The following is a 21,475-nucleotide window of genomic DNA, read 5'->3' on the forward strand; positions in this document are numbered from 1 at the left end:
GCCGGTATCTCCTTGCGTTCTTGCCGCGCCTCTACTTAGAGGAGCTGACAGAAAGCCTGCGTGTGGCTATGCCTCTGTCTGGGGTGACTCGTTGGGTGTGTCATGGGGAAGCGTCCGCCGTGGGCGTTGACGGATGACTTGCGGGGGCGGTTTGAGCTGCTGCTGCCGGCTCGTGAGTGCAGGTCACGTCACGCCGGGCGGCTGCCGCTGGATGATCGGCGGTGTCTGCAGGGCATTCTGTTTGTGCTGCATACCGGTATCCAGTGGGAGTGGTTGCCGCAGGAACTCGGGTTCGGGTCGGGGATGACGTGCTGGCGTCGGCTGCGGGACTGGAACGAGGCCGGGGTGTGGGACCGGCTGCATCAGGTGCTGCTGACCGACCTGCACCAGGCCGGGAAGCTGGACTGGTCGCGGGCGGTGATCGACGGCTCGCACCGGCAGGCACGTCGGGGCGGCCCCAAACCGGGCCGAGCCCGGTCGATCGCGGCAGACCGGGCTCGAAACACCACGTGATCACCGACGCGCACGGCACCCCGTCGGCCATCACGCTCACCGGCGGAAACCGGCACGACGTCACCCAGCTGCTGCCCCTGCTCGACGCGATAGCGCATATCAAGGGCCGCAACAGCAGGCCTCGCCACCGGCCACGGCAACTGTTCGCCGACCGCGGCTACGACTTCGACAAGTACCGCAGACTGCTGCGGAAATGCGGGATCAAGCCCGTGGCTTCCGTCGGCTGCGGATCCGCTGGGAGATCCGTGACGACGCCCACAAGGCCTTCCTGAAACTGGCCTGCTGTGTGATCACCTACCGCCGCATTCGAGCACTCTGTTAGCTCCTCTTAGTCGGTGTGGCCGGAACGCCGGCCGGCAAGGGTGGAAGTCCCCGATCGCGTGGATCGGGGACTTCCACTTATACGAGGCCGGCCAGAGGGCCTCGGGGCGGTCGCCCTTGTGGACCCGGGGGCCGAGTGGCCGTTTACGCGGCCTGGGTGAGTTCGGCGCGGCCGAACAGCAGGGCGTAGCCGGAGGGGAGTTGGTGGAGGATACGGGTGATCAGCTCGGAGCCGGCGTAGGCGGCGACGGCGGAGAAGACGGAGCCGGTGTCCCAGCGGGTGGTGGCCGGAGAGGCGCCGGCGCGGGCGGCGAGGTCCTTGACGAAGGCCCAGCCGGTCAGCGGGCGCGTGTCGGGGATCTGCGCGGTCAGCACACGTGCGGCTTCCACGGGCAGGCTGCGCGCCAGGGCGACGCGTTCGTCGCCGGTCACCTGGCGCCCCAGTCCGGCAAGGACCAGGCGGACGGCTTCCTCGGCCTTCTCACGTGTGGGATAGGCGCCCTCGTAGCGGACCTTTTCCAGCATCTGCTCGTAGGCCGTCCCGTACGGCTGCTGAGGCTGAGGCGGTGCGTGCCGGTCGGAGATCACTGGGGTGGTTGCCTTTCTTGCTGTGGCCGGTGTCCGGGCACCGGGGTTCGGGATGGCCAGGTGGACTGGGGGCGGCCGAAGAGGAGGTCGTAGCCGACGGGGAGCTGGAGCAGGATCTGACCCAGCAAGTCCTCGTCGACGGCGTCGGCGACGGTGGACAGCACGGCGCTGACGTCCCAGGCCGCGGTCTGCTCGGTGGCGCCTTCGATCCACGCGGCGGTCGCGCGGACGAACCGCTCGGGGGACAGCGGTTCGGCGCTCTGCAGCGGGTTGAGCAGGATCAGGGCGAACTCCTCCGGCAGGCGCGCCGCGAGTTGGGCGCGGACGTCGCCGACCAGGTGCGCGCCGAGCAGGGCGAGCACCACGCGGGCCGCGCGCTCGGCTTCCTCCGGAGTGTCGTATTCGCCGCGTTCGGTCACGTGGGTGAGGAACGCTTCGCGTCGGAGAGCCATCTCTGCCGCCACCCCTTTCTCATCGGACTGCCCACGGGGTGCGGAGGGCGGGGTGAGGGGGAGCTCAGGTGCCCGCCCTCCGCGCCTCGTCCAGCTGGTGTCAGCCGGAGATCTCCTTGCGGCCGGAGCCGACGCCGACGGAGATCTTGCGGGGCTTGGCGCGCTCGGCGATCGGGATGCGCAGCGTGAGCACGCCCGCGTCGTAGTCGGCCTGGATGTGCTCGGTGTCGAGGGTGTCGGCGAGCACGATCTGCCGGGAGAAGACGCCCAGCGGCCGCTCGGACAGCTCCATCTGCACGTCCTCGGCCTTCGTCACCGGCCGCCGCTCGGCCTTGACGGTGAGCATGTTCCGCTCGACGTCGATGTCGAGCGCGTCCGGGTTGACGCCGGGGAGGTCGAAGGCCACCACGTACTCGTCGCCCTCGCGGTAGGCGTCCATCGGCATCGCCGAGGGCCGCGACCAGGTGCCTGGGCCCATCAGCTGCTGCGCCAGCCGGTCCAGCTCACGGAAGGGGTCAGTGCGCATCAACATCGTGAAAACACCTCCAGCAGGTTCGGGCAGTTGCTGCCAATGCGCCTCACTGACACCGTTGTAACATGTCATCCAATGGATGACAAACAAAAATGTCGTCGACATGATGACGAGCCAAAGGAGGTGCCCGTGACCGCAGCCGACCAACCGCCCACGACCAGCACGAACGCCCACAGCCCGGCGTCGTTCCTCGCCGCCGCGGCGGCTCTTCATGCCATAGACGACGCCCTGCGCGCCGCCCTGCGAGACTCTCCGGACACGCCCGACGGTCCCGGGCCCGGGCCGGAGCAGGCGCTGGCCTCCCTGATGCTGCTGCGGCAGGTCCGCGAGCAGCTCGCCGGATGGGAGACCGGCCTGATCGAAACCGCCCGCGACGCGGGCGCCAGCTGGGCCGACCTCGCCCACCCCCTCGGCGTCGCCAGCCGCCAGGCAGCCGAACGCCGCTATCTGCGCGGGCGTCCCGGCCCGGCCGGGACCACCGGCGAACAGCGCGTGACGGCCACCCGGCAGGCCCGCGCCGCCGGCCGCACCACCGCCACCTGGGCCCGCCGCAATGCCGCCGACCTGCGCCGTCTCGCCGGCCAGATCGTCGCGCTCACCGACCTTCCCCCAGCTGCCCACCTCGCGGTCGGCGAACTCCACGCGGCCCTCGCCCACGACGACCCCGCCGACCTCATCGCCCCCCTGGCCGCCACCCGGCGTCACCTGGCCGACGCTCACCCGGACCTAGCCGCCCAGGCCGACAGCCTCACTCCTCCCTGAGCCCGCCGGTGCACCGCAACAGCAGCCCGGTCGGCTCCGCCCCCGGACGGACGAGCGGCGTCCGCCGAGCTTGGTGCGGGAGTCGGCATCGAGCCCTTCGACGAGTACGTCGCCGAGTTCGCGTTGTCCTGACGCCCCGTTCCCAGTCGTGTTCTGCGGATCATTGCCCCACGGCTCAGCTGCCGTGGGGCAATGCATATGAATCGCTGGACAGGCGCTAGCCCTGCGTGCCGTTCTGGTCGACGGGGTACAGGCCGAGCTTGCCCTGGGGGTCGGCCGGGTTCGCGCCCTTGACGTCACCCACGTAGAGGGAGACGCGGGCCTTGTAGCGGTCGAGGGCGGCGCGGTCGCTCATGAAGCGGCCGAGGCCCAGCGGGTTCATGTTGTCGTAGTCGAAGATGCCCTTGCGGCCGGCCGGGGTGGCGACGTCGGTACGGGCGCTCCAGCCGTAGGAGGTCTGCTGGTACTGCTTCGACAGGACCCAGCTCAGGTACAGCTTGGCGGCGGCCTTGTGCGGGGCGTCCTTGAGGATGGCGCCGGTCTGCGGCCACGCGACCCAGGGCGACTTTTCCGGGATGCTCGTCTTCGACAGGCCGCCGGCGCTGCCCGAGCTGCCGAAGTTCGCGACGTAGCCGTCCTTGCCGACCTGGGCGGAGGCGTCGGCGGTGCCGCGGACGAACTTGGGGTTCTGGGCGCGCAGCTTCTTCAGGTAGTCGAAGCCGTACTTGTCGGTGAGCTGCTTGAAGTAGTAGAGGACTGCGTCGTCGTCGTTCGGGTACGTGAAGACGAGCTTGTCCTTGAACTCGGGCTTGAGGAAGTCCTGGGCCTCGACGGGCGCGTTGTCGCCCAGTGTGGTGGCGGTGACGTTCGCGAAGCCGATGAAGAACAGGCCGGTGTAGTAGCCGTCCTTGTCCTTGACCTTGTTGTAGACCTTGTCCCAGCCGACCGGCTTGTACTTCTCCAGCGCCCCTTCCTTCTTCCAGCGCGGGAAGTCGTCGAGGGTCTGAAGGTGGACGACGTCGGCGACGACCTTGTGCTCGGCTATCTGGTTGTCGAGGCGCGCGTCGTGGTTCTTGCTGAAGTCGACGACGGTGTCGACCTTCATCTCGGGGAACTGCTTGAGGAACGCGTTCTTGAGGTAGTCGGCCTGGCCCGGCTTGTCGCCGCCGGCGTAGACGACCAGGCGTCCGCCCTCGGCCAGGGCGTCCTTGTACAGCTTCTGCAACTGCTGGTCCTCGCTTGCACTCTGCGGCGCACGGGAGGCGGAGGGAGCAGCGGCGGCGACACCGGCCCCGCTCGCGGCGACGACGCCGAGGGCTACGGCGACGGCCCAGGCCTTCCGGGTGGACTTCACGGCGACTCCTTCATGGGGGATGCGTGGGGATACGTGGGGGATGTATGCGCAGGGGGCGCATGTGTCGAAGATCTTGAATGTTCAAGAAGATTGAGGCTCACCTTAGAGCCAGCTGTTTGAATGTTCAATAAAGCTCTCGCGGTGCAACGATCTCGGCCCCGCGGTCTGCGCGCCTTCGCGGATGGCGTCAGGTGCGACCGGAAGCCGGAAGCCGGAAGCCGGAAGCCGGAAGCCGGAAGCCGGAAGCCGGGTGCTGTTCACGCCCGCCCTCCCTGTCCGGCGCACGAGTGAGCGCAGCACTCCTCCGTCGGAGTGAACTCGCTTGATTTTCAGCCCACTTGAGGCACCCGACTCGACATCATGCTGTCCGGCTCATCCGGCGAGAGGGGGCCTCCTTGGCGGCCTGGGCGCGCTCAGTCATCGGCATCAGCCCCTTCGGCGAGCCGAACGCACGGCTCGCCGCAGCCGTCAGTAGAGCCGGTGGGCTCGGCGTCATCGACCTCGGAGAAGGCCGCGCACCCGCACGGGACGCCCTGGACCTCGCCCGGGCCTGGACTCCCGGCGCCTTCGGCGTCCGCGTCCCCGCCGGCTGCGCCCTCCTGCCCGAGGAGCTGTACGCCTCCGGCGCCTCAGGCCCGCACGCCGTGATCATCGCCCCCGGATCCCCGCGGGCCGCGGGCCGCTACCGCAGCGGCACGGTCATCGCCGAGGTGCGCAGCCTGCACGAGGCCCGTACGGCCGTGAAGGCCGGAGCGGCGGGCGTCGTCGCCCGCGGCAGCGAGTGCGGCGGCCCCGCGGGCGAACTCTCCGCGTACGTCCTGCTCCAGCAGCTCCTCGCCGACGACCGCGTGACCGTCCCCGTCTGGGCCTGCGGCGGCATCGGGGTGCACACGGCCGCCGCCGCGGTGATCGCGGGCGCCGCCGGGGTCGTCCTCGACGTCCAGCTCGCACTGCTCGACGAGGCGGACACGCCGGCCGGCATCGCCGCCGCCCTGCGCGCCGCGGACGGCTCGGAGACCCGTATCGAGGGCGGGCACCGCATCCTCGACGACCGGCGGCCCGGCCTGTCCGCGGCCCTGCGCGGGCGACCGCTGCCGCTCGGCCAGGACGCCTTCCTCGCCCGTCGCTTCGCGCGGGAGCACCGGACGGCGGCCGCCGCCGTCCGGGCCGTCCGCGAGAGTGTGGACCGGGCCGTCCGCGACCGGCGGGCTCCGGACGCGCTGCGCCCCGGCTCCCCGATGAGCCGGGCCCTCGGCACGCGGCTGCCCGTCGTCCAGGGGCCGATGACCCGGGTCAGCGACCAGGCCGGGTTCGCGGTGGCCGTCGCCGACGCGGGCGGGCTGCCGTTCCTCGCCCTGGCCCTCGCCGGCGCCGAGCGCGCCCGCACCCTGCTGGGGCAGGCCCGCGCCGCACTGGGGGAGCGCCCCTGGGGCGCCGGCATCCTCGGCTTCGCGCCCGAGGACGTCCGCGCGGCCCAGCTCGCGGCCGTACGGGAGCTCCGCCCCTCCCACGCGATCATCGCCGGCGGCCGGCCCGCCCAGGCCGCGGCCCTGGAAGAACACGGCATCCGCACGTTCTTGCACGTGCCCTCGCCCGGCCTGCTGGAGCAGTTCCTCGCGCACGGCGCCCGGCGCTTCGTCTTCGAAGGCGCCGAGTGCGGCGGCCACATCGGACCGCGCAACAGCTTCCCCCTGTGGGAGGCCCAGCTCGCCGTCCTGGAAGACTTCCTGGACGCCCACCCGGACGGGCCGCACCCGGAAGTCCTCTTCGCCGGCGGCATCCACGACGAGCGCTCCGCCGCCATGGTCGCCGCCCTCGCCTCCGGCATCGGCGCGCGGGGCGCCGCCACCGGCCTCCTCATGGGCACGGCCTACCTCTTCACCGAAGAAGCCGTCGCGAGCGGCGCCATCCGCCCCGCCTACCAGCGACAGGCGCTCGCGGCCGAGCGGACCGACGTCCTGCGCACCGGCCCCGGCCAGGCGACCCGCTGCCTGCCCAGCCCCTTCTGCCGCACCCACCGGGCGCTCCGGGACGAGCTGAGGGAGCGGGGCGTCCCCGACCGGAAGGCCCGGGAAGAGCTGGAGCGCCTGCACCTCGGGCGGCTGCGCATCGCCGCCAAGGGCATCGAGCGCGACGGCGACGCCCTGGCCGGCGTCGACGAGCGGCGACAGCTCGCCGAGGGCCTGTTCATGGCCGGCGAGGCCGCCGTCCTGCGCACCGCCACCACGAGCGTCGCCGCACTGCACCGCCAAGTGGGCGAAGGAGCCGCCGAGTTCTACGAGCGCCGCGCCGCCGCACTGCGGCCGGCCGCCGCACCCGGGCGCGGCCGGCCGCCGGCACCCCAGCCGCTCGGCATCGCCGTCGTCGGCATGGCCTGCATGTTCCCCGGCGCGCCCGACCTGCCCGCGTTCTGGGCCGACGTGCTCGCGGGCACCGACGCCGTCACCGAGGTCCCGCCCGAGCGCTGGGACACCTCCCTCCACCACGGGCCGCAGGCCGCCGCCCACGACGTGGCGACCGCCAAATGGGGCGGCTTCCTGCCCCGCATCCCCTTCGACCCGCTGCGCTACGGCATTCCCCCGGCCTCCCTGGCCGCGATCGACCCCGCCCAGCTGCTCGCCCTGGAAGCCGCCGGCCGGGCGCTGGCCGACGCCGGTTACGACCGCCGCCCCTTCCCGCGCGAGCGCACCTGCGTGATCTTCGGCGCCGAGACGGGCAGCGATGCCACCGACGCCATGACCGTGCGCGCCGTCCTGCCCTCCTACCTCGGCCGCCTCCCCGAGGAACTGGCCGCACAGCTTCCCCCGCTGACCGAGGACTCCTTCCCCGGCATGCTCGCGAACGTCATCGCGGGCCGGATCGCCAACCGCTTCGGCCTCGGCGGCACGAACCACACGGTGGACGCCGCCTGCGCCTCCTCCCTGGCCGCCCTCGACGCCGCCTGCAAGGAGCTGCGCACGGGAAGCGCCGACCTCGCCCTGTGCGGCGGCGCCGACCTGCACAACGGCATCAAGGACTACCTGCTCTTCTCGTCGGTGCACGCTCTGTCGCCGACCGGCCGCTGCCGCCCCTTCGCCGCGGACGCCGACGGCATCGCGCTCGGCGAGGGCATCGCCTGCGTGGTCCTCAAACGGCTCGCGGACGCCGAGCGCGACGGCGACCGCGTCTACGCCGTCATCGAGGCCGTCGGCAGCTCCGCCGACGGGCGCTCGCTCGGGCTGACCGCGCCCCGCCGCGAGGGCCAGCGGACCGCGCTGGAGCGGGCCTACGCCCAGGCCCGGATCCCGGCCGCCGACGTGGGGCTCGTCGAGGCCCACGGCACGGGCACGGTGGTCGGGGACCGCACCGAACTCGCCGCGCTCACCGAGGTGTTCACGGAGGCCGGTGCGGCTCCGGGCGGCTGCGTCCTGGGCTCGGTCAAGTCCCAGATCGGGCACACCAAGTGCGCCGCGGGCCTCGCCGGCCTCATCAAGGCGGCCCTCGCGGTGTACACCGGCGTACGGCCGCCGACCCTGCACCTCAACCTGCCCACCCCGGGCTGGCGGCAGGACGAGAGCCCGTTCGTCTTCCACGACAAGGCGCTGCCGTGGGCCGCCGGGCGCCGGGTCGCGGGCGTGAGCGCGTTCGGCTTCGGCGGCACGAACTTCCACGCCGTGCTGCGGTCCGGCACGGGAGCCGCGCCGCCGCGGAGCGGCCACGACGCCTGGCCCGCGGAGCTCTTCGTCCTGCGCTCCGCGGAGGACGCCCGCGTGCTGCTGCGGCTGACTGGGATCAACGACCGGGTCGGGCGCCCGTGGCGGCTGCGCGACCTCGCCCTGACCGCCGCGCGCCGCACCGGCACCGACCCGGCCGGCGCTGCCGTGGTGGCGACGTCGCTCGACGCGCTGCCGGGCCTGCTGCGGGCGGTGGCGGCGGGAGAGCGCGGGCCGGGAGTCTTCCTCGCGGAAGGCGGGCGCCACGGGCAGCCGGGCGCATCGCCGGGCGGCGTGGACACCGAAGGCGGCACCACGGGCCCTACTGCCTTCCCGGGCGGCAGGATCGCCGTCCTCTTCCCCGGCCAGGGCAGCCAGAGGCCCGGCATGTTCGCCGAGCTCTTCACCGCCTTCCCCGGCACGCAGCGCCACCTGCGCCACGCCCCGGCCGACGCGATCTTCCCGCCCGCCGCGTTCGACGCCGCGACCCGCCGGGCGCAGCGGGACCGGCTCGCCGACACGCGGCACGCCCAGCCCGCCCTCGGGGCCGTGTGCTCGGCCGCCCACGACGTGCTCCGGACGCTCGGCGTGCGCGCCGACATGACGGCCGGCCACTCGTACGGCGAGCTGGTCGCCCTCGGCGCGGCGGGCGCCCTCACCCCGGAGGCCGTGGCGGAGCTCAGCATCGCGCGCGCGGAGGCCGTCGCCGAGGCGGCGCAGGACGCACCGGGCGCCATGGCCGCCGTCTCCGCGGCACCGGACAAGACCGAGGTGCTCCTCACCGCGGCCGGCCTGACCGGCCGGGTGGTCGTCGCCTGCCACAACGCCCCCGCGCAGAGCGTCGTCTCGGGAGCCGAAGAGGACATCGAACGGGCCCTCGCCACCGCCGCGGACACCGGCATCGACGCGCAGCGCCTCCCGGCCGGCTGCGCGTTCCACAGCCCGCTCGTCGCACCGGCCGGCAGGCGGTTCGCCGAGGCGCTCGCCCGCTGCCCGGTCCGTACGCCCGACGTCCCCGTCTGGTCCAACACGACCGCCGGTCGTTACGGCGAGGACCCCGAGAGCGTACGGGAGCTGCTCGCCGGGCAGATCGCCGCGCCCGTGCGGTTCTGCGAGCAGATCGAGGCGATGTACGCGGCCGGGGCGCGCGTCTTCGTGGAAGCCGGTCCCGGCACGGTGCTCACCGGACTGGTCCGGAGCATCCTCGGTGAACGGCCGCACCTGGCCGTCCCGTTCGAACCGTCCCCGGACTCCGGCCTGTCCGGACACCTCCGGGCGCTGGCCCGGCTCGCCGTGGCCGGGGTGCCGGTGGAGGCGGAGCGGCTGTTCACCGGGCGCGACGCGTCCGTCGCCGACCCGGAAGCGGTCCCGGCCCGGCCGGGCTGGACGGTCGACGGCCACCTCGTCCGCACGGCCGACGGCGAACCCGTGCCCGGCGGGCTGCGACCGGCCCGCAGGCTCAGGTCCCTCGCAGCGCCCGGTCCGCGGGCGGACGGCGGCCCCGACCTGCTGGCCGCGTTCCTGCGCAGCAGCCGCGAGATGGTGGCGGCACAGCGGGACGTCCTGCTCGCCTACTTCGGCGCCGGAAACGCGGTCGGCGTGCCCGCGGACGTGCCGGAGCCGCTCCCCGCCCCCGGACCGGACGGTACGGCCCCGGACCCTGTTCCCGCACCGGCAGACCCCGCCGCAGTGCCCGACGTGCTGAGCACCGTGCGGGCGGTCATCAGCGAACGCACGGGCTATCCCGTAGACCTGGTCGAACCCGACCTCGATCTGGAGGCCGACCTCAGCATCGACTCGATCAAGCGGACCGAGATCGTCGGAGAGCTCGGGCGGCGGCTGGCCGGCACCACGGTGCCAGGGCCCCGGGCATGGGCGGACAGCAGGCTGGAGGAGCTCCTCCGAGCGCGGACCGCCGCGGAGCTGGCGGAACGGCTGATGCCCTCCGGTTCCGGCGAGGCCCCCGCACCCGAGGCGGGCCCGACGTACGACGTCCCCGGGGACGCCTCTGCGGAGGGGCCTCCACGCGATGCCCCGACGATCGCCGCGCCCGAGCGCTACCTGCTGCGCGAGGCCCCGCTCGCCCCCGCCCCCGCGCCCGGTGACAGGGCCCTGCACGGCCGGCGCTTCCTCGTCCTGGGAGCGGACACCCCCGTCGTCCAGGCCGTCGTCGACCGTCTCGGCGCACTGGGGGCCGTCGCCGTCCGTTCCGACGGCAGCGCGGACCTTCCCGCCGGCCCTCTCGACGGCGCCCTCCACCTCGCCGCGCTCGCCGAGGACGCGGGACCGGTGCTCCCCGCCGGATTCCCCTGGTTCCAGGCCGTGTTGCGGCGCGGCCCGCAGTGGCTGCTGTGCGCCCGGCCGGACAGCGAGGACACCGGCACGGCGGGCCTGGGCGGGTTCTTCCGCACCGTCGCACACGAACACCCCGGCACTCTTGCCCGCGTGGTCTCCCTGGCCTCCGGCCGCCCCGCGGCCGTCCTCGCCGACGCGTTCGTGGGCGAGCTCCTCGCCCCGGACCGGGCCCCCGTGGTCCGGCACGCGGCCGACGGCAGCCGGCGGGGCAGCGAGCTCTACCCGGCACCGCTCGGGCCGACCGGTCGTGCCGGCGCGCTCGCCGCGGAGCTCCGGCCCGGAGCCGTCGCCGTCCTCGCCGGCGGCGCCCGGGGCATCACGGCCCGCATCGCGGTCGCCCTCGCCGGCGCGGGCTGCCGCGTCGAGCTCCTCGGCCGTACGGAACCGCCCGGCACCCCCGAACCGGCCGACCTCGCCCGCGCCGTGGACAAGGCGGCCCTGTGCGCCGCGCTCGCCGCGCGCGGCCGGCTCGCACCCGGCGCGATCGAACGCGAGGCCCGCCGCATCCTCGCCCGGCGCGAAGTCGCCGCGACCCTCGCCCGTATCGAAGCCGCCGGCGGCCGGGCGCGCTACCACCGCCTCGACCTGCGCGACGCGGAAGCCGTACGCCGGACCGTCGAGGACATCCACGCCGGCCAGGGACGCATCGACACCGTCGTCCACGCGGCGGGCGTCATCGAGGACCGGCTGCTCGCCGACAAGGAGCCCGCCTCCTTCGACCGCGTCCACGGCACCAAGGTGGACGGCGCCCGCGCCCTCCTCGGCGCGCTGCGCGGCCTGCCCGGCCCGCCGCCGCTCGCCCTCCTGTTCGGCTCGGTCGCCGCCGTCCTCGGCAACCGCGGCCAGAGCGACTACAGCGCCGCCAACGACGCCCTCGCCACCCTGGGCCGGCAGTGGCGCCGGGCCACCGGAGGCCGCGCCCTGACCGTCCACTGGGGCCCCTGGGCCCCCGACCCGCAGCACCCCGGCATGGTCGGCCCGGACCTCGCCCGCGCACTCGCCCGGCGCGGCCTCGCCCTCATCGACCCGGAGGAAGGCGTACGGGCCCTCCTCCGCGAACTCGCCCACGGCGACCCCGCCACCGATGAAGTCGTGCTCACCGCACCGGGGCAGCTGCCGTGACGGCGGGGCACGAGCCCGTCGCCGTCGTCGGCATGGCCGTCACCCTGCCCGGCGCGGCCGACCTGGACACGTACTGGCACAACATCACCACCGGAGTCGACGCCGTCTCCGAGGCCCCGCCCGGACGCCTCGACCCGGAATGCCACCGGCCCGACGCCGTCTACTGCCGCCGCGGTGGCTTCGTCGACGGCCTCGCCGACTTCGACCCGGCCGCCTTCGGCATCATGCCCGCGGCGGCCCGCACCACCGAACCCGACCAGCTCATCGCGCTGCGCACCGCCGCCGCGGCCCTCGCCGACACGGGCGGCACGCTGCCCGCGGACCGCACCCGCGCGGGTGTCGTGCTCGGCCGCGGCGGCTACCTCACCGCCGGACTGGCCCGCCTCGACCAGCGGGTGCGCACCTCGTCCCAGCTGATCCGCACCGTGCGGGAACTGCTGCCGGAACTGGACGGGGAACGCCTCGCCCGGCTGCGCACGGCCTTCCTCGACGCGCTCGGCCCGCACGGCCCGGAGTCCGGCATCGGCCTCGTCCCCAACTTCGCCGCCTCCCGCATCGCCAACCGGCTCGACCTGCGCGGCCCCGCCTACACCGTCGACGCGGCCTGCGCCTCCTCCCTGGTCGCCGTCGACCACGCCGTCAGGGAACTGGAGCGCGGGCGGTGCGACGTGATGCTGGCGGGCGGCGTCCACCACTGCCACGACATCACGCTGTGGAGCGTCTTCGCGGACCTGCGCGCCCTGTCGCCGTCCCAGCGCATCCGGCCCTTCCACCGGGACGCGGACGGCGTGCTCCTCGGGGAAGGCACCGGCATCCTGGTGCTCAAGCGGCTCGCCGACGCGCGGCGGGCCGGAGACCGCATCTACGCACTCGTCCGCGGGGTGGGTGTCGCAGCCGACGGGCGCACCGCCTCCCTGGTCACCCCCGACCCCGCGGGCCAGGCGCGCGCGGTGCGGCTCGCCTGGGAGGCGGCGGGCCTCGACCCCGCGGCGCCCGGCGCGCTCGGGCTCCTGGAGGCCCACGGCACGGGCACGCCCCGCGGCGACCGGGCGGAGCTGGCCGTGCTGGCCGAGGTGTTCGGCCGCGGCCACGAACCGGACGCCGTCATCGGCTCGGTGAAGTCGATGATCGGGCACACCATGCCCGCGGCGGGCGCGGCGGGCATGATCAAGGCGGCTCTGGCGATCCACCACCGCGTCCTGCCGCCCACCCTGCACTGCGACGTGCCGCACCCCGCACTGCTGGAGACCCGCTTCCGCCCGGCGCACACCGCCCGCCCCTGGGAGGCCGGCGTACGGCGGGCCGCCGTCAACGCGTTCGGCTTCGGCGGGATCAACGCCCATGCGGTGCTGGAGGAGCCACCCGCAACCACCACCGCCCTTCGCCCGCGCACGCCGCGGGCCGCCGTCACCGAACGCGAACCGCTGCTGCGCCTCGCGGCCCCCGACCCCGGGAGCCTCGCCGAGTTGCTCGACGCCGACGACACGACCCTGCGCCGCGGCGCGGAGGTGACGGGGCGGGGACCGGCCCGGCTGGCGATCGCCGGCCCGGACGCCCGGAAGCTCGCCCTGGCCCGCAAGGCAGTGTCCCTGCGGCGGCTGTGGGGCGGGCGCGGCGACGTGTGGTGCGCGCCGGCCCCGCTCCTCGGGGAAGGCGGCGGGCGCACCGTCTTCCTCTTCCCCGGCCTGGAGGCCGGATCCGCTTCACCGGCGGACGACGTCGCCGCTCACTTCGGGCTGCAGCCGCCCCCGGCGCGGCAGGCACGGGCCGGGGACCTCGCCGGCCGCACCGTCGCCCTGATCGGTGCCGGCAGACTGCTCGCGGCCGCGCTGGAGCGCATCGCCGTCCGCCCGGACGCCCTCGCGGGCCACAGCGCGGGCGAATGGACCGCGATGGCCGTCGCCGGGATGTTCGGAGCGGGCGACCCGGGGGAGTCGCTGGCCGAAGCCGTCGTGCAGGGGATGCGGTTGCCCCCGCTCGCCTTCCTCGTCCTGGGAACCTCCGCCGCACGGGCCGAGGCGGTGCTGCCCGGCTACCCCGGCGTCGCCCTCTCCCACGACGACGCCCCGCACCAGTGCGTCGTCTGCGGCCCGCGGGAACAGATCGACGCCCTCGCTGCCCGCCTGCGCGGCGACGGCGTCCTGAGCCGCGTCCTGCCCTTCGAGTCGGGCTTCCACACCCCCATGCTGGCCCCGCACCTCGCCCCCCTCCGGGAGCTGATGAACCGCGCCGCCATGCGCGCCGCGCGGACACCGGTGTGGTCGGGCACGGTGGCGGCGCCCTTCCCGGGCGACGAGGCCGCCGTCCGGGAGCTGTTCTTCCGTCACCTCCTCGAACCGGTCCGCTTCCGGCAGCTGACCGAGGCGCTGTACGACGCGGGCTTCCGGGCTTTCGTCCAGCTCGGCGCCGGCCAGCTCCCCGCACTGGTCGGCGACACCCTCGGCAGCCGCCCGCACCTGGCCGTCACCGCCGGCTCACCGCGCCGCGGCGGCCTGTCCCAGCTCGACCGGGTCGCCGCGGGCCTCTGGGTGCTCGGCGCGGAGCCGGACTTCACCGCCCTCACCGCACCCCGGACGACGATGCGCATCGACCTCGGCGCGGGACCGGTCTCGCTCGAACCGGCGACCCGCGACGAGCTGCGGGCCCTGCTGAGCCGACGGGAACACAGCGGGCAGGACGGAGCCGCCGCGGCCTCTCTGCGCGCCCTCGCCCGGCACGTCCCGGCCGCCGCCGAACTGGACGCCCTGCTCACCGAAACAGCCGCCGCGGCAACCACCCTCTTCGCCGCCGCCGGGGCCCCCGCCCGGCCGGTTCACCGCACCGCCGTGCAGACCGCTCCTCAGGCCCTCGTGACGACCGTCGAGGTCGGCGTGGCCCGCATGCCGTACCTCCTTGACCACTGCTTCTACCGGCAGCGTCCCGGCTGGCCCGACCTCGCCGACCACCGGCCCGTCGTCCCCGCCACCACGATCGTCCAGCTCATGACGGACGCCGCGGGCGCCGCCGGGACACCCGTCGCCGTACGGGACGTGCGCTTCCTCGACTGGGCCGTCGCGGCGCCGCCCGTCACCGTGCAGCTCACGGTGACCGCCGGGCGGGACGGCCGGCACAGGGCCGAGTTCGGCCGGTACGCGCATGCCGACGTCCGGGTCGCCGGCACCTACCCCGCTCCACCGGCCCCTTGGGCGTGCGACCGGCCCGAGAGCCCGCCCGCGGTCTCCGCGCGGGAGATGTACGAGCAGCGGTGGATGTTCCACGGCCCGCGCTTCCAGGGAGTCGCCGGCATCACCGCGCTCGGCGAGCGGCACGTCCGGGGAGTCCTCACCGCCCCGGACACCCCCGGCGCGCTGCTCGACAGTGCCGGGCAACTGCTCGGCTACTGGCTGATGGCGACCCGCACCGAGCGCGCCGTGGTCCTCCCCATGAGCATCCGGGAGGCCGACTTCTACGGCCCGCACCCTCCCCCCGGCTCCCGCGTCGAATGCCACGTCCGGATCACCGGGCTCGATCAGACGGTTCTGGAGGCCGATGTCCAGCTCACGCACGGCGGCCGGGTGTGGGCCGAGGTCCACGGCTGGCGGGACCGCCGGTTCGACGCGACACCCGAGTCGGTCGCGGCCGATCGCCACCCGGAGCGGTGCACCCTCTCCGCCCGGCAGCCGGGCGGCTGGCAGCTCCTCTTCGACCACTGGCCCGACCCGGCTTCCTGGGACCTGATGCTGCACGGCCGGCTCGCCGGAGAGGAGCGGGCCGAGTACGCCCGCCGCCCCCCGCGAGGCCGCCGGGCCTGGCTCCTCGGCCGGATCGCCGCCAAGGACGCCGTACGCCGCCATCTCTGGGACCGGGGCGCGGGCCCCGTCTTCCCCGCCGAGGTCCGGGTACGCAACGAGCCTTCCGGGCGCCCCCGCCCGGAGGGCGTGCACGGGCGGGAGCTGCCCCCGCTGGAACTGTCCCTCGCCCACTGCCGGGGAGCTGCCGTCGCGCTCGTCCGGCCCGGCGGCACTCCGGCCGGCATCGACATCGAGGAGATCACCGACCGGCCGGACACGACCCCCGCCATGGTGCTGGACCCCGCCGAGCACGCCCTGTTCGAACGGCTCGGTGCCGGGCCGGAGACACTGACCCGGTTCTGGGCGGCCAAGGAGGCGGCGGCCAAGGCCGACGGGACGGGGCTGCACGGCAACCCCCGCGGCTTCGTCGTGACGACCGCCGCGGGCCCGGGGGATGCCGGCGCCTTCGACGTCCGTACGCCGTCGGGCCGTTCCCACCCCGTCCGCCTCACACGGATCGGCAATCCGCCCGGACTGCCGCCGAGGGCCTACATCGTCGCCTGGACCGGCGAAGACAGCGGACACGTCAGCCGAGACCCGGCATCCGAGAAGGGGCAGCAATCGTGACCAATGAAGGGGCAGCAACCGTGACCAATTGTGTGGAGGAAGCCGGTGAGGCCACCGTACTGGCCCGGATCACCGAGGCCCTGGTCGCCGTACTCGGTGACTGTGTGCTGGACCCCGGCGCCGTCACGATGGAGACCCGCTTCGTAGAAGACCTGGACCTGGAGTCCATCGACCTGGTCGTCCTCACCGGCGAACTGCACGCCGCCTACGGAGACCGCGTGGACTTCCCCGGCTACTTCGCCTCCCTCGACCTCTCCGAGATCATCGGCCTCACCGTCGGACACCTGGTGCGCCATGTCGTGGAGTCCTTGCGGTGACGTCACTCCGGGCGGGGCGGGTCCGGCTGAACGTCGAGCGGCTGGGAGACCCCGGTGACCCGGGGCGGGCGCCTGTAGTGCTCGTCCACGGCCTGGGCCCCGACAGCCTGGCCGGCTACTACTTCACCATCGCCGCCGGGATCGCGGCCGCCGGGCACGGCGTCGTGATGTACGACCAGCGCGGCCACGGACGCAGCGAAAGGCCCCCCACCGGCTACCGCTTGGAGGACTTCACCGCCGACCTCCGCAACCTCCTCGACACACTCGGCATCCACTGCCCCGTCGTCCTCGTCGGGAACAGCTTCGGCGGAGCGGTCGCGATCGACTTCGCCGTACGCCACCCGCACCGCGTCTCCAGGATCCTCCTGATCGAGTCCGCACCGCCCACCGGAGACTGGCCGGAGCGCATGAGCGGGTTCCTCTCCCACTGTGCGGAGACCTTCCGCGACGCGCAGGCAACCGGCCGGATGGAGAAGGACCACGGGTGGTTCACGGCCCGGCTGGCCCGGCGCACCCGCCCCTTGCTGGACGAGACCACTCTGATCGAGGACATCGCGGCCGCCCGTGTTCCCGGCGAGGACGGCTTGCGCTCCCTCGCGGCGCCGGTCCTCGCTCTCTACGGTGCGGACTCCTCCCTCGCCGCATCGGCCCCCGCGCTGGAGACGTTGCTGCCGTACTGCCGCACCGTCGTCGTTCCCGGCCAGGGACACACCCTGCTCGTCGACGCGCCCCGGACGGTCGGCGCCCTGCTGCTCGACTGGCTGCGTGAAGACCTCAGCCGGCCGGCGCGGGTGATGGCACGGACGCGCAGGTCATGAGCCGGTTCCTCTTCGTCGTCCCGCCGTTGACCGGCCACATCAACCCGGCGGCCGCGGTCGCCGCCGAGCTGACCGCGCGTGGCCACCGCGTCGCCTGGACCGGAGCCCCCGGCCTCGTACGGGAAGCGGCAGGGCCCGGCGCTGACGTGTACCCGTGCACGCTCCTGGAGGGGCTGCGGCGGCCGCCCGAGCTGCGCGGGGCGGCGGCGCTGCGCCTCCTGTGGCAGGACTTCCTCGTCCCGCTGGCCGAGGTGATGGTCCCGGGCACGCAGAATGCCGTCCATGCGTTCCGTCCTGACGTCCTGGTGGCCGATCAGCACGCTCTCGCCGGGGCTCTGACTGCCGAACGGCTGGGTGTGCGCTGGGCGACCTCGGCCACCACCCCCGCCGAGATCGGCGGAGCCGTCGCCGCACTGCCCAAGGCCGAAGAGTGGATCCGCGCCCTGCTCGGACGGCTGCGCGAGCGGTTCGGCGACCCCGGGGCCACCCATGACCTCCGCTTCTCTCCCGATCTCGTGCTCGCCTACACCGTCGCGGAGCTGGCTGCCGGGCACGCCCCGCGCCCGCAGCTGCGGTGGGTGGGCCCCGCCGTTCCCGCCCGGACCCCGGCCGCGGACTTCCCCCGGGGCTGGCGCGACCGCGCCCGGGCCGCGCTCCTGGTCTCGCTCGGCACCGTCAACACCGATGCCGGTGCCCGCTTCCTCACGGAGTGCGCCGCGGCCGTACGGGAACGGGCGCACCTCTTGCAGGCGGTGGTCGCCGACCCCGGCGGGTTCCTGGCCGGAACCTCGGACGACACCGTCCTCGTCCTGCCGCGCATCCCTCAACTCGCCCTCCTGCCCGAGGCTTCGGCGGTGATCTGCCACGCGGGCCACAACACCGTCGCCGAATCGCTGTGGCACGGCGTCCCGCTCGTCGTCGCCCCCATCCGCGACGACCAGCCCTTCGTAGCCGCCCAGGTGACGGCGGCCGGGGCGGCGGTACGCGTGCGCTTCGGCCGGGCCGACCGCACCGGGCTGGGCGAGGCGCTCGACGCTGTCCTCGGCGAGCCGCCGTACCGCGCCGCCGCCCGGAGGCTGCGCGACACCCTGCGCGCGGCCGGCGGCGCCGGCGCGGCCGCCGGTCACCTCGAAGCGCTCGCGGCACAGGCGTGACCCGCGAGGCCCTCAGTTCCGGCGCGCGAGCAACCGGTAGGCGTTGGAGAAGCCGACGCGCCGGAGAAGCGGGCTCAGGAGCAGATCGAGTCCGTACACCGCGAGTACGGCCGGCAGCGCGGCCATCCGCATCACTTTCCTGCCGAACCGGGCTGCGGCGGAGGGCGGTCGCGGATGCCAGGGGGCGTCACCTCGGGGCACCACGCGGGAAAGCAGGTGCATGAGAGCGACACAGAGATCCACCGGCCGGTGCGCCGCGGAGCGTTCGGTTGCCACGACGGTGAAGCCGCACGCCTCCAGGGCCTGCCGCAGGTTGCGCACGGGAGCCAGGTGCAGGTGCTGGGGCTGGAACCACGGCAGCCACCAGCGGCCCAGCATCTTCGCGAACGCCGATTCGGGATCGGGCACCTCGATGTGAAGCAGCCCGTCGGCCCGCAACACCGCATGAGCGGCACATAGTTGCGCTCGTGGGTCGGGGGTGTGCTCCAGGTAGTGGTGCATGGTCACCACGTCGTACGTTCCTGCCAGGGAGGGGGCGAGCTCGGTGAACGACCCGCGCAGGGCCCGCCCGATGCGGCCTTCGCGTACGGCGATCTCCACGCCCTCGCCCTGGTCCAGGCCCTCGAAGACAGTGTCCGGGAAGACCTCCCCGGCCATCTGCGGGAAGTATCCGTAGCCCGTGCCCACGTCCAGCCAGCGCTCGGGAGAAGTGAAGGGCCGCAGTGAGCGGGCGGCCGCCCGGTGACGTTTCAGGTTGCCGTAGGAGCCGAGGAGCTTCTGCGCGGTCTCTGCACCGAGACCATCGTAAAAGTCGCGGTAGTAGAACTCCAGTCCCTCGTCGGTGAGTTGAGGGTTCTGGAAGTGATGGCCGCACGCGCGGCACCGGTCGATGACGAAGGTGCCGGGCTTGCGCTGGAGGAAGTCGGTGGTGCGCACCCGCTCGCGCAGGCGGTCCGACGCGCACCAGGGGCAGGACGTGCGGCGGGGCGCGAAGAACCGCTCCACGCCGGAGGCCAGGTCCTTCTGGTAGCGGGGGCGGAGGGCAGTGATCTGCTCGGCCTTCTCGGCCTTTTCGGCTCGCGTGGTCACCCCGGTGTCGTACCGCAGCGGAGCCCGTGCCGGGCGGGGACGGCCCGGCACAACCCCGACGGGGGACGGGACCGGGGCCCAAACACGGAGCCCGGTGCGGGAGGGGGAGGTGATGACGAGAGGATGCACGCTCCTGCGCCCGCCCGGCGAGGTTGTGGTCAGGGCGCGCCCCCGCGTATGCCAACACGTCCGCCGCCGAGCACGAGCGATGACGCGGCTTGCTGCGCGGCTGGAGCCGGACAGTGGCGCGGGCGGTGACAGTGCTGCTGTTGCTGCACGGCCTGTCACCTGCACAGGTCGCCGTACTGATCGAGTACGACCCCGGCCACGGCGCGCCGCTGGATCGACCGCCTCAGTGCCTGCGGGGTGACCGGTCCGGCCGACCGGCTCGCATCGGGCGGCCGAGGCCGGGCGGCTGACGGTCGGGCGCGCCTGGTGCCGGCCTAGCGTTCCACCCATGGCCTCCGCATCACCTGGACGCCGGAGGCTCGCCGGCCCGCGCTCCGGACGCAGTGAAGGCCGGGACCCGGCCGCAGTCGGCGCCGGACGCGCCCGTCACAGGCGATGATGGTGTCCAGATATGTCGATCACGAGGTCAGGAGCTCCGATGCCGAGGCGCGTTCATCAGCCACTGGAGGACGAGGAGGTCGACTTTGTCCTCAGGATGAGCGACGGCCCGGTCCTTGCCTACTTCTCCGGGACGTGGCCGAAGGCGATCGAGGCGTGCCGGGCCATGGACCTTGTCGTGGGACGGGTCGCCGAGGAGTACACGAACCTCCTGACGGCCATCAAGATCGACATCACCCGCTGTCCGAAGGCGACCAAGCGGTACGGCGTCACCGGGGCCCCGTCCGTCGTCCTGCTCAAAGAAGGTGCGGTGGCGGCGCGGAGCGAGGGACCGATGACCCACGCCGAGCTGCGGGACTTCCTGCTCGCGCACTTCTGACCGGCTGCAGGCTCTTCCCCGGCCGGGGAGGCGGACTCCCGGGGGCCGAATCGCGGTCGTCTGCTTCTTGTGGTCCGCGTGGGCCGAGCCGGTGGTCGAGCGCGGCACCGACCTCGGGGCAGCTCTTGCGGATGACGTCGAGGAAGGCGTTCAGTGCCGGGGAACGGTCCCGGGCGCTGAAGGACAGGACCAGATCGGGCAGAGGCGTTCGCGGGGTCACCTCGCAGAACCACGTGCCCCGTCGTGGGGCCGTCAGCATGCGGGAGGGACCCAGCCCGACGCCCACCCCGCAGGCGGCGAGGCCGATGATGGTGTGGACGTCCCTCGCGACGGTCGCGCCGGAGAGCGCGGGGGAGTCCTTGCCCAGCAAGGCCCGCAGCCCGGTGACGACGGCGGGCTCGTCCTCCTCCGGCGCCACGATCAGCGGCTGTTGCCGCAGCCGGTCCACGTCCACCGACGACTGACCCGCGTACGGGTGCGTGCTGCTCACGACCGCGACCAGGTGGTCGTGTCCGATCGGGACCGATACCAACTGCTCGGCCCCGACACCCCCTGGCCGGCCGAGACCGATCGCCACGTCCAGTTCGCCGGCGACGAGCGCGGCCGTGCTGCGCCTGGTCGCCATCTCGTGCAGTTCCAGCCGTACGCCGGGCCGTTCGCGGCCGAACCGGCCGAGGACGTCCGGCAGGGGTTCGAGCAGTGCCGAGGCGATGAACCCCAGGCGCAGCCGTCCCGTCTCGCCGCGCGCTGCCCTGGCCGCGTCGACCGAGGCCGCCGTGATCTCGTCGAGCGCCCTGCGCGCCCGGGAGAGGAAGGCCGCGCCCGCAGCCGTCGGGAACACCCCCTGGCGGGTGCGATCGAACAAGCGGGCGCCCACTTCCCGTTCGAGGTCGGCGATCTGCTTGGACAGCGGAGGCTGCGCAATGCCCAGCGCACCGGCCGCCCGGCCGAAGTGCGCGTGCTCGGCGAGGGCCAGTGCGTACCGCAGGTGCCGCGCCTCCATGTCAGCCTCCCCGCTATATCTCACATGTATCGTCAACCAGCTTGTCAGATCTCTCACTGG

The 21,475-nt window shown here is 74.0% G+C and carries 12 protein-coding genes and 3 pseudogenes; 9 read left to right on the plus strand and 6 right to left on the minus strand.

The window, feature by feature from the left end:
• Positions 1-102: 102 nt before the first annotated feature.
• Positions 103-835: pseudogene (locus PS271_RS29675) on the plus strand (IS5 family transposase).
• 143 nt (positions 836-978) lie between these two features.
• On the opposite strand, the gene PS271_RS29680 reads toward PS271_RS29675, so the two are convergent.
• The 3 genes and pseudogenes from PS271_RS29680 to PS271_RS29690 form a co-directional block, all read right to left on the minus strand.
• Positions 979-1,422, minus strand: coding sequence for a DUF2267 domain-containing protein (locus PS271_RS29680; RefSeq protein ID WP_398386148.1), 444 nt, complete (start codon positions 1,420-1,422; stop codon positions 979-981).
• Positions 1,423-1,481: 59 nt separating this feature from the next.
• Positions 1,482-1,874, minus strand: a pseudogene (locus PS271_RS29685) (DUF2267 domain-containing protein); the annotation flags it as partial.
• 100 nt (positions 1,875-1,974) lie between these two features.
• Positions 1,975-2,406 carry an Hsp20/alpha crystallin family protein gene (locus PS271_RS29690; RefSeq protein WP_398386149.1) on the minus strand — a complete coding sequence of 144 codons (432 nt, stop codon included), beginning with the start codon at positions 2,404-2,406 and terminating at the stop codon, positions 1,975-1,977.
• Positions 2,407-2,535: 129 nt separating this feature from the next.
• Here PS271_RS29690 and PS271_RS29695 point away from each other — a divergent pair, with 129 nt between their 5' ends.
• Entirely contained in the window at positions 2,536-3,168 is a 633-nt protein-coding gene (locus PS271_RS29695) for a type III effector protein (RefSeq protein WP_398386150.1), read from the plus strand.
• Between the two features lie 217 nt (positions 3,169-3,385).
• Here PS271_RS29695 and PS271_RS29700 read toward each other — a convergent pair whose 3' ends face one another.
• Positions 3,386-4,522: an ABC transporter substrate-binding protein gene (locus PS271_RS29700; protein ID WP_398386152.1), complete on the minus strand. Its 1,137-nt coding sequence runs from the start codon at positions 4,520-4,522 to the stop codon at positions 3,386-3,388.
• A gap of 395 nt (positions 4,523-4,917) precedes the next feature.
• On the opposite strand from PS271_RS29700, the gene PS271_RS29705 reads away from it, so the two are divergent.
• From PS271_RS29705 to PS271_RS29725, 5 genes are read left to right on the plus strand one after another with little or no spacing between them, the layout of a single operon-like run.
• Positions 4,918-11,691, plus strand: coding sequence for an SDR family NAD(P)-dependent oxidoreductase (locus PS271_RS29705; protein WP_398386154.1), 6,774 nt, complete (start codon positions 4,918-4,920; stop codon positions 11,689-11,691).
• On the plus strand, positions 11,688-16,088 hold the full coding sequence (locus PS271_RS29710) for a beta-ketoacyl synthase N-terminal-like domain-containing protein (protein WP_398386155.1): 4,401 nt from the start codon (positions 11,688-11,690) through the stop codon (positions 16,086-16,088). Before PS271_RS29705 ends, PS271_RS29710 begins: the two co-directional genes overlap by 4 nt.
• A 20-nt stretch (positions 16,089-16,108) precedes the next feature.
• Positions 16,109-16,405 (plus strand): acyl carrier protein, encoded by a 297-nt coding sequence (locus tag PS271_RS29715; RefSeq protein ID WP_398386156.1) that lies wholly within the window; start codon positions 16,109-16,111, stop codon positions 16,403-16,405.
• Entirely contained in the window at positions 16,402-17,223 is an 822-nt protein-coding gene (locus tag PS271_RS29720; RefSeq protein ID WP_398386158.1) for an alpha/beta fold hydrolase, read from the plus strand. The genes PS271_RS29715 and PS271_RS29720 overlap by 4 nt, the downstream gene beginning before the upstream one ends.
• A complete protein-coding gene (locus PS271_RS29725) occupies positions 17,220-18,377 on the plus strand; it encodes a glycosyltransferase (protein ID WP_398386160.1) in 1,158 nt (385 codons plus the stop codon). Before PS271_RS29720 ends, PS271_RS29725 begins: the two co-directional genes overlap by 4 nt.
• A gap of 12 nt (positions 18,378-18,389) precedes the next feature.
• Here the strand turns inward: PS271_RS29725 and PS271_RS29730 are convergent, their stop codons facing one another.
• On the minus strand, positions 18,390-19,466 hold the full coding sequence (locus PS271_RS29730; protein WP_398386161.1) for a class I SAM-dependent methyltransferase: 1,077 nt from the start codon (positions 19,464-19,466) through the stop codon (positions 18,390-18,392).
• Positions 19,467-19,684: 218 nt separating this feature from the next.
• Here PS271_RS29730 and PS271_RS29735 point away from each other — a divergent pair.
• Together PS271_RS29735 and PS271_RS29740 are read left to right on the plus strand one after the other, a co-directional pair.
• Positions 19,685-19,882, plus strand: a pseudogene (locus tag PS271_RS29735) (helix-turn-helix domain-containing protein); the annotation flags it as partial.
• A gap of 191 nt (positions 19,883-20,073) precedes the next feature.
• Positions 20,074-20,412 carry a thioredoxin family protein gene (locus PS271_RS29740; RefSeq protein WP_398386162.1) on the plus strand — a complete coding sequence of 113 codons (339 nt, stop codon included), beginning with the start codon at positions 20,074-20,076 and terminating at the stop codon, positions 20,410-20,412.
• Here the strand turns inward: PS271_RS29740 and PS271_RS29745 are convergent.
• The gene (locus PS271_RS29745; RefSeq protein ID WP_398386163.1) at positions 20,330-21,415 is read right to left on the minus strand and encodes a LysR family transcriptional regulator; all 1,086 of its coding nucleotides are present in this window, start codon (positions 21,413-21,415) and stop codon (positions 20,330-20,332) included. The two genes, PS271_RS29740 and PS271_RS29745, sit on opposite strands and share 83 nt — an antisense overlap.
• Between the last annotated feature and the right edge of the window lie 60 nt (positions 21,416-21,475).

This window comes from Streptomyces sp. SCA2-17, assembly GCF_044336695.1.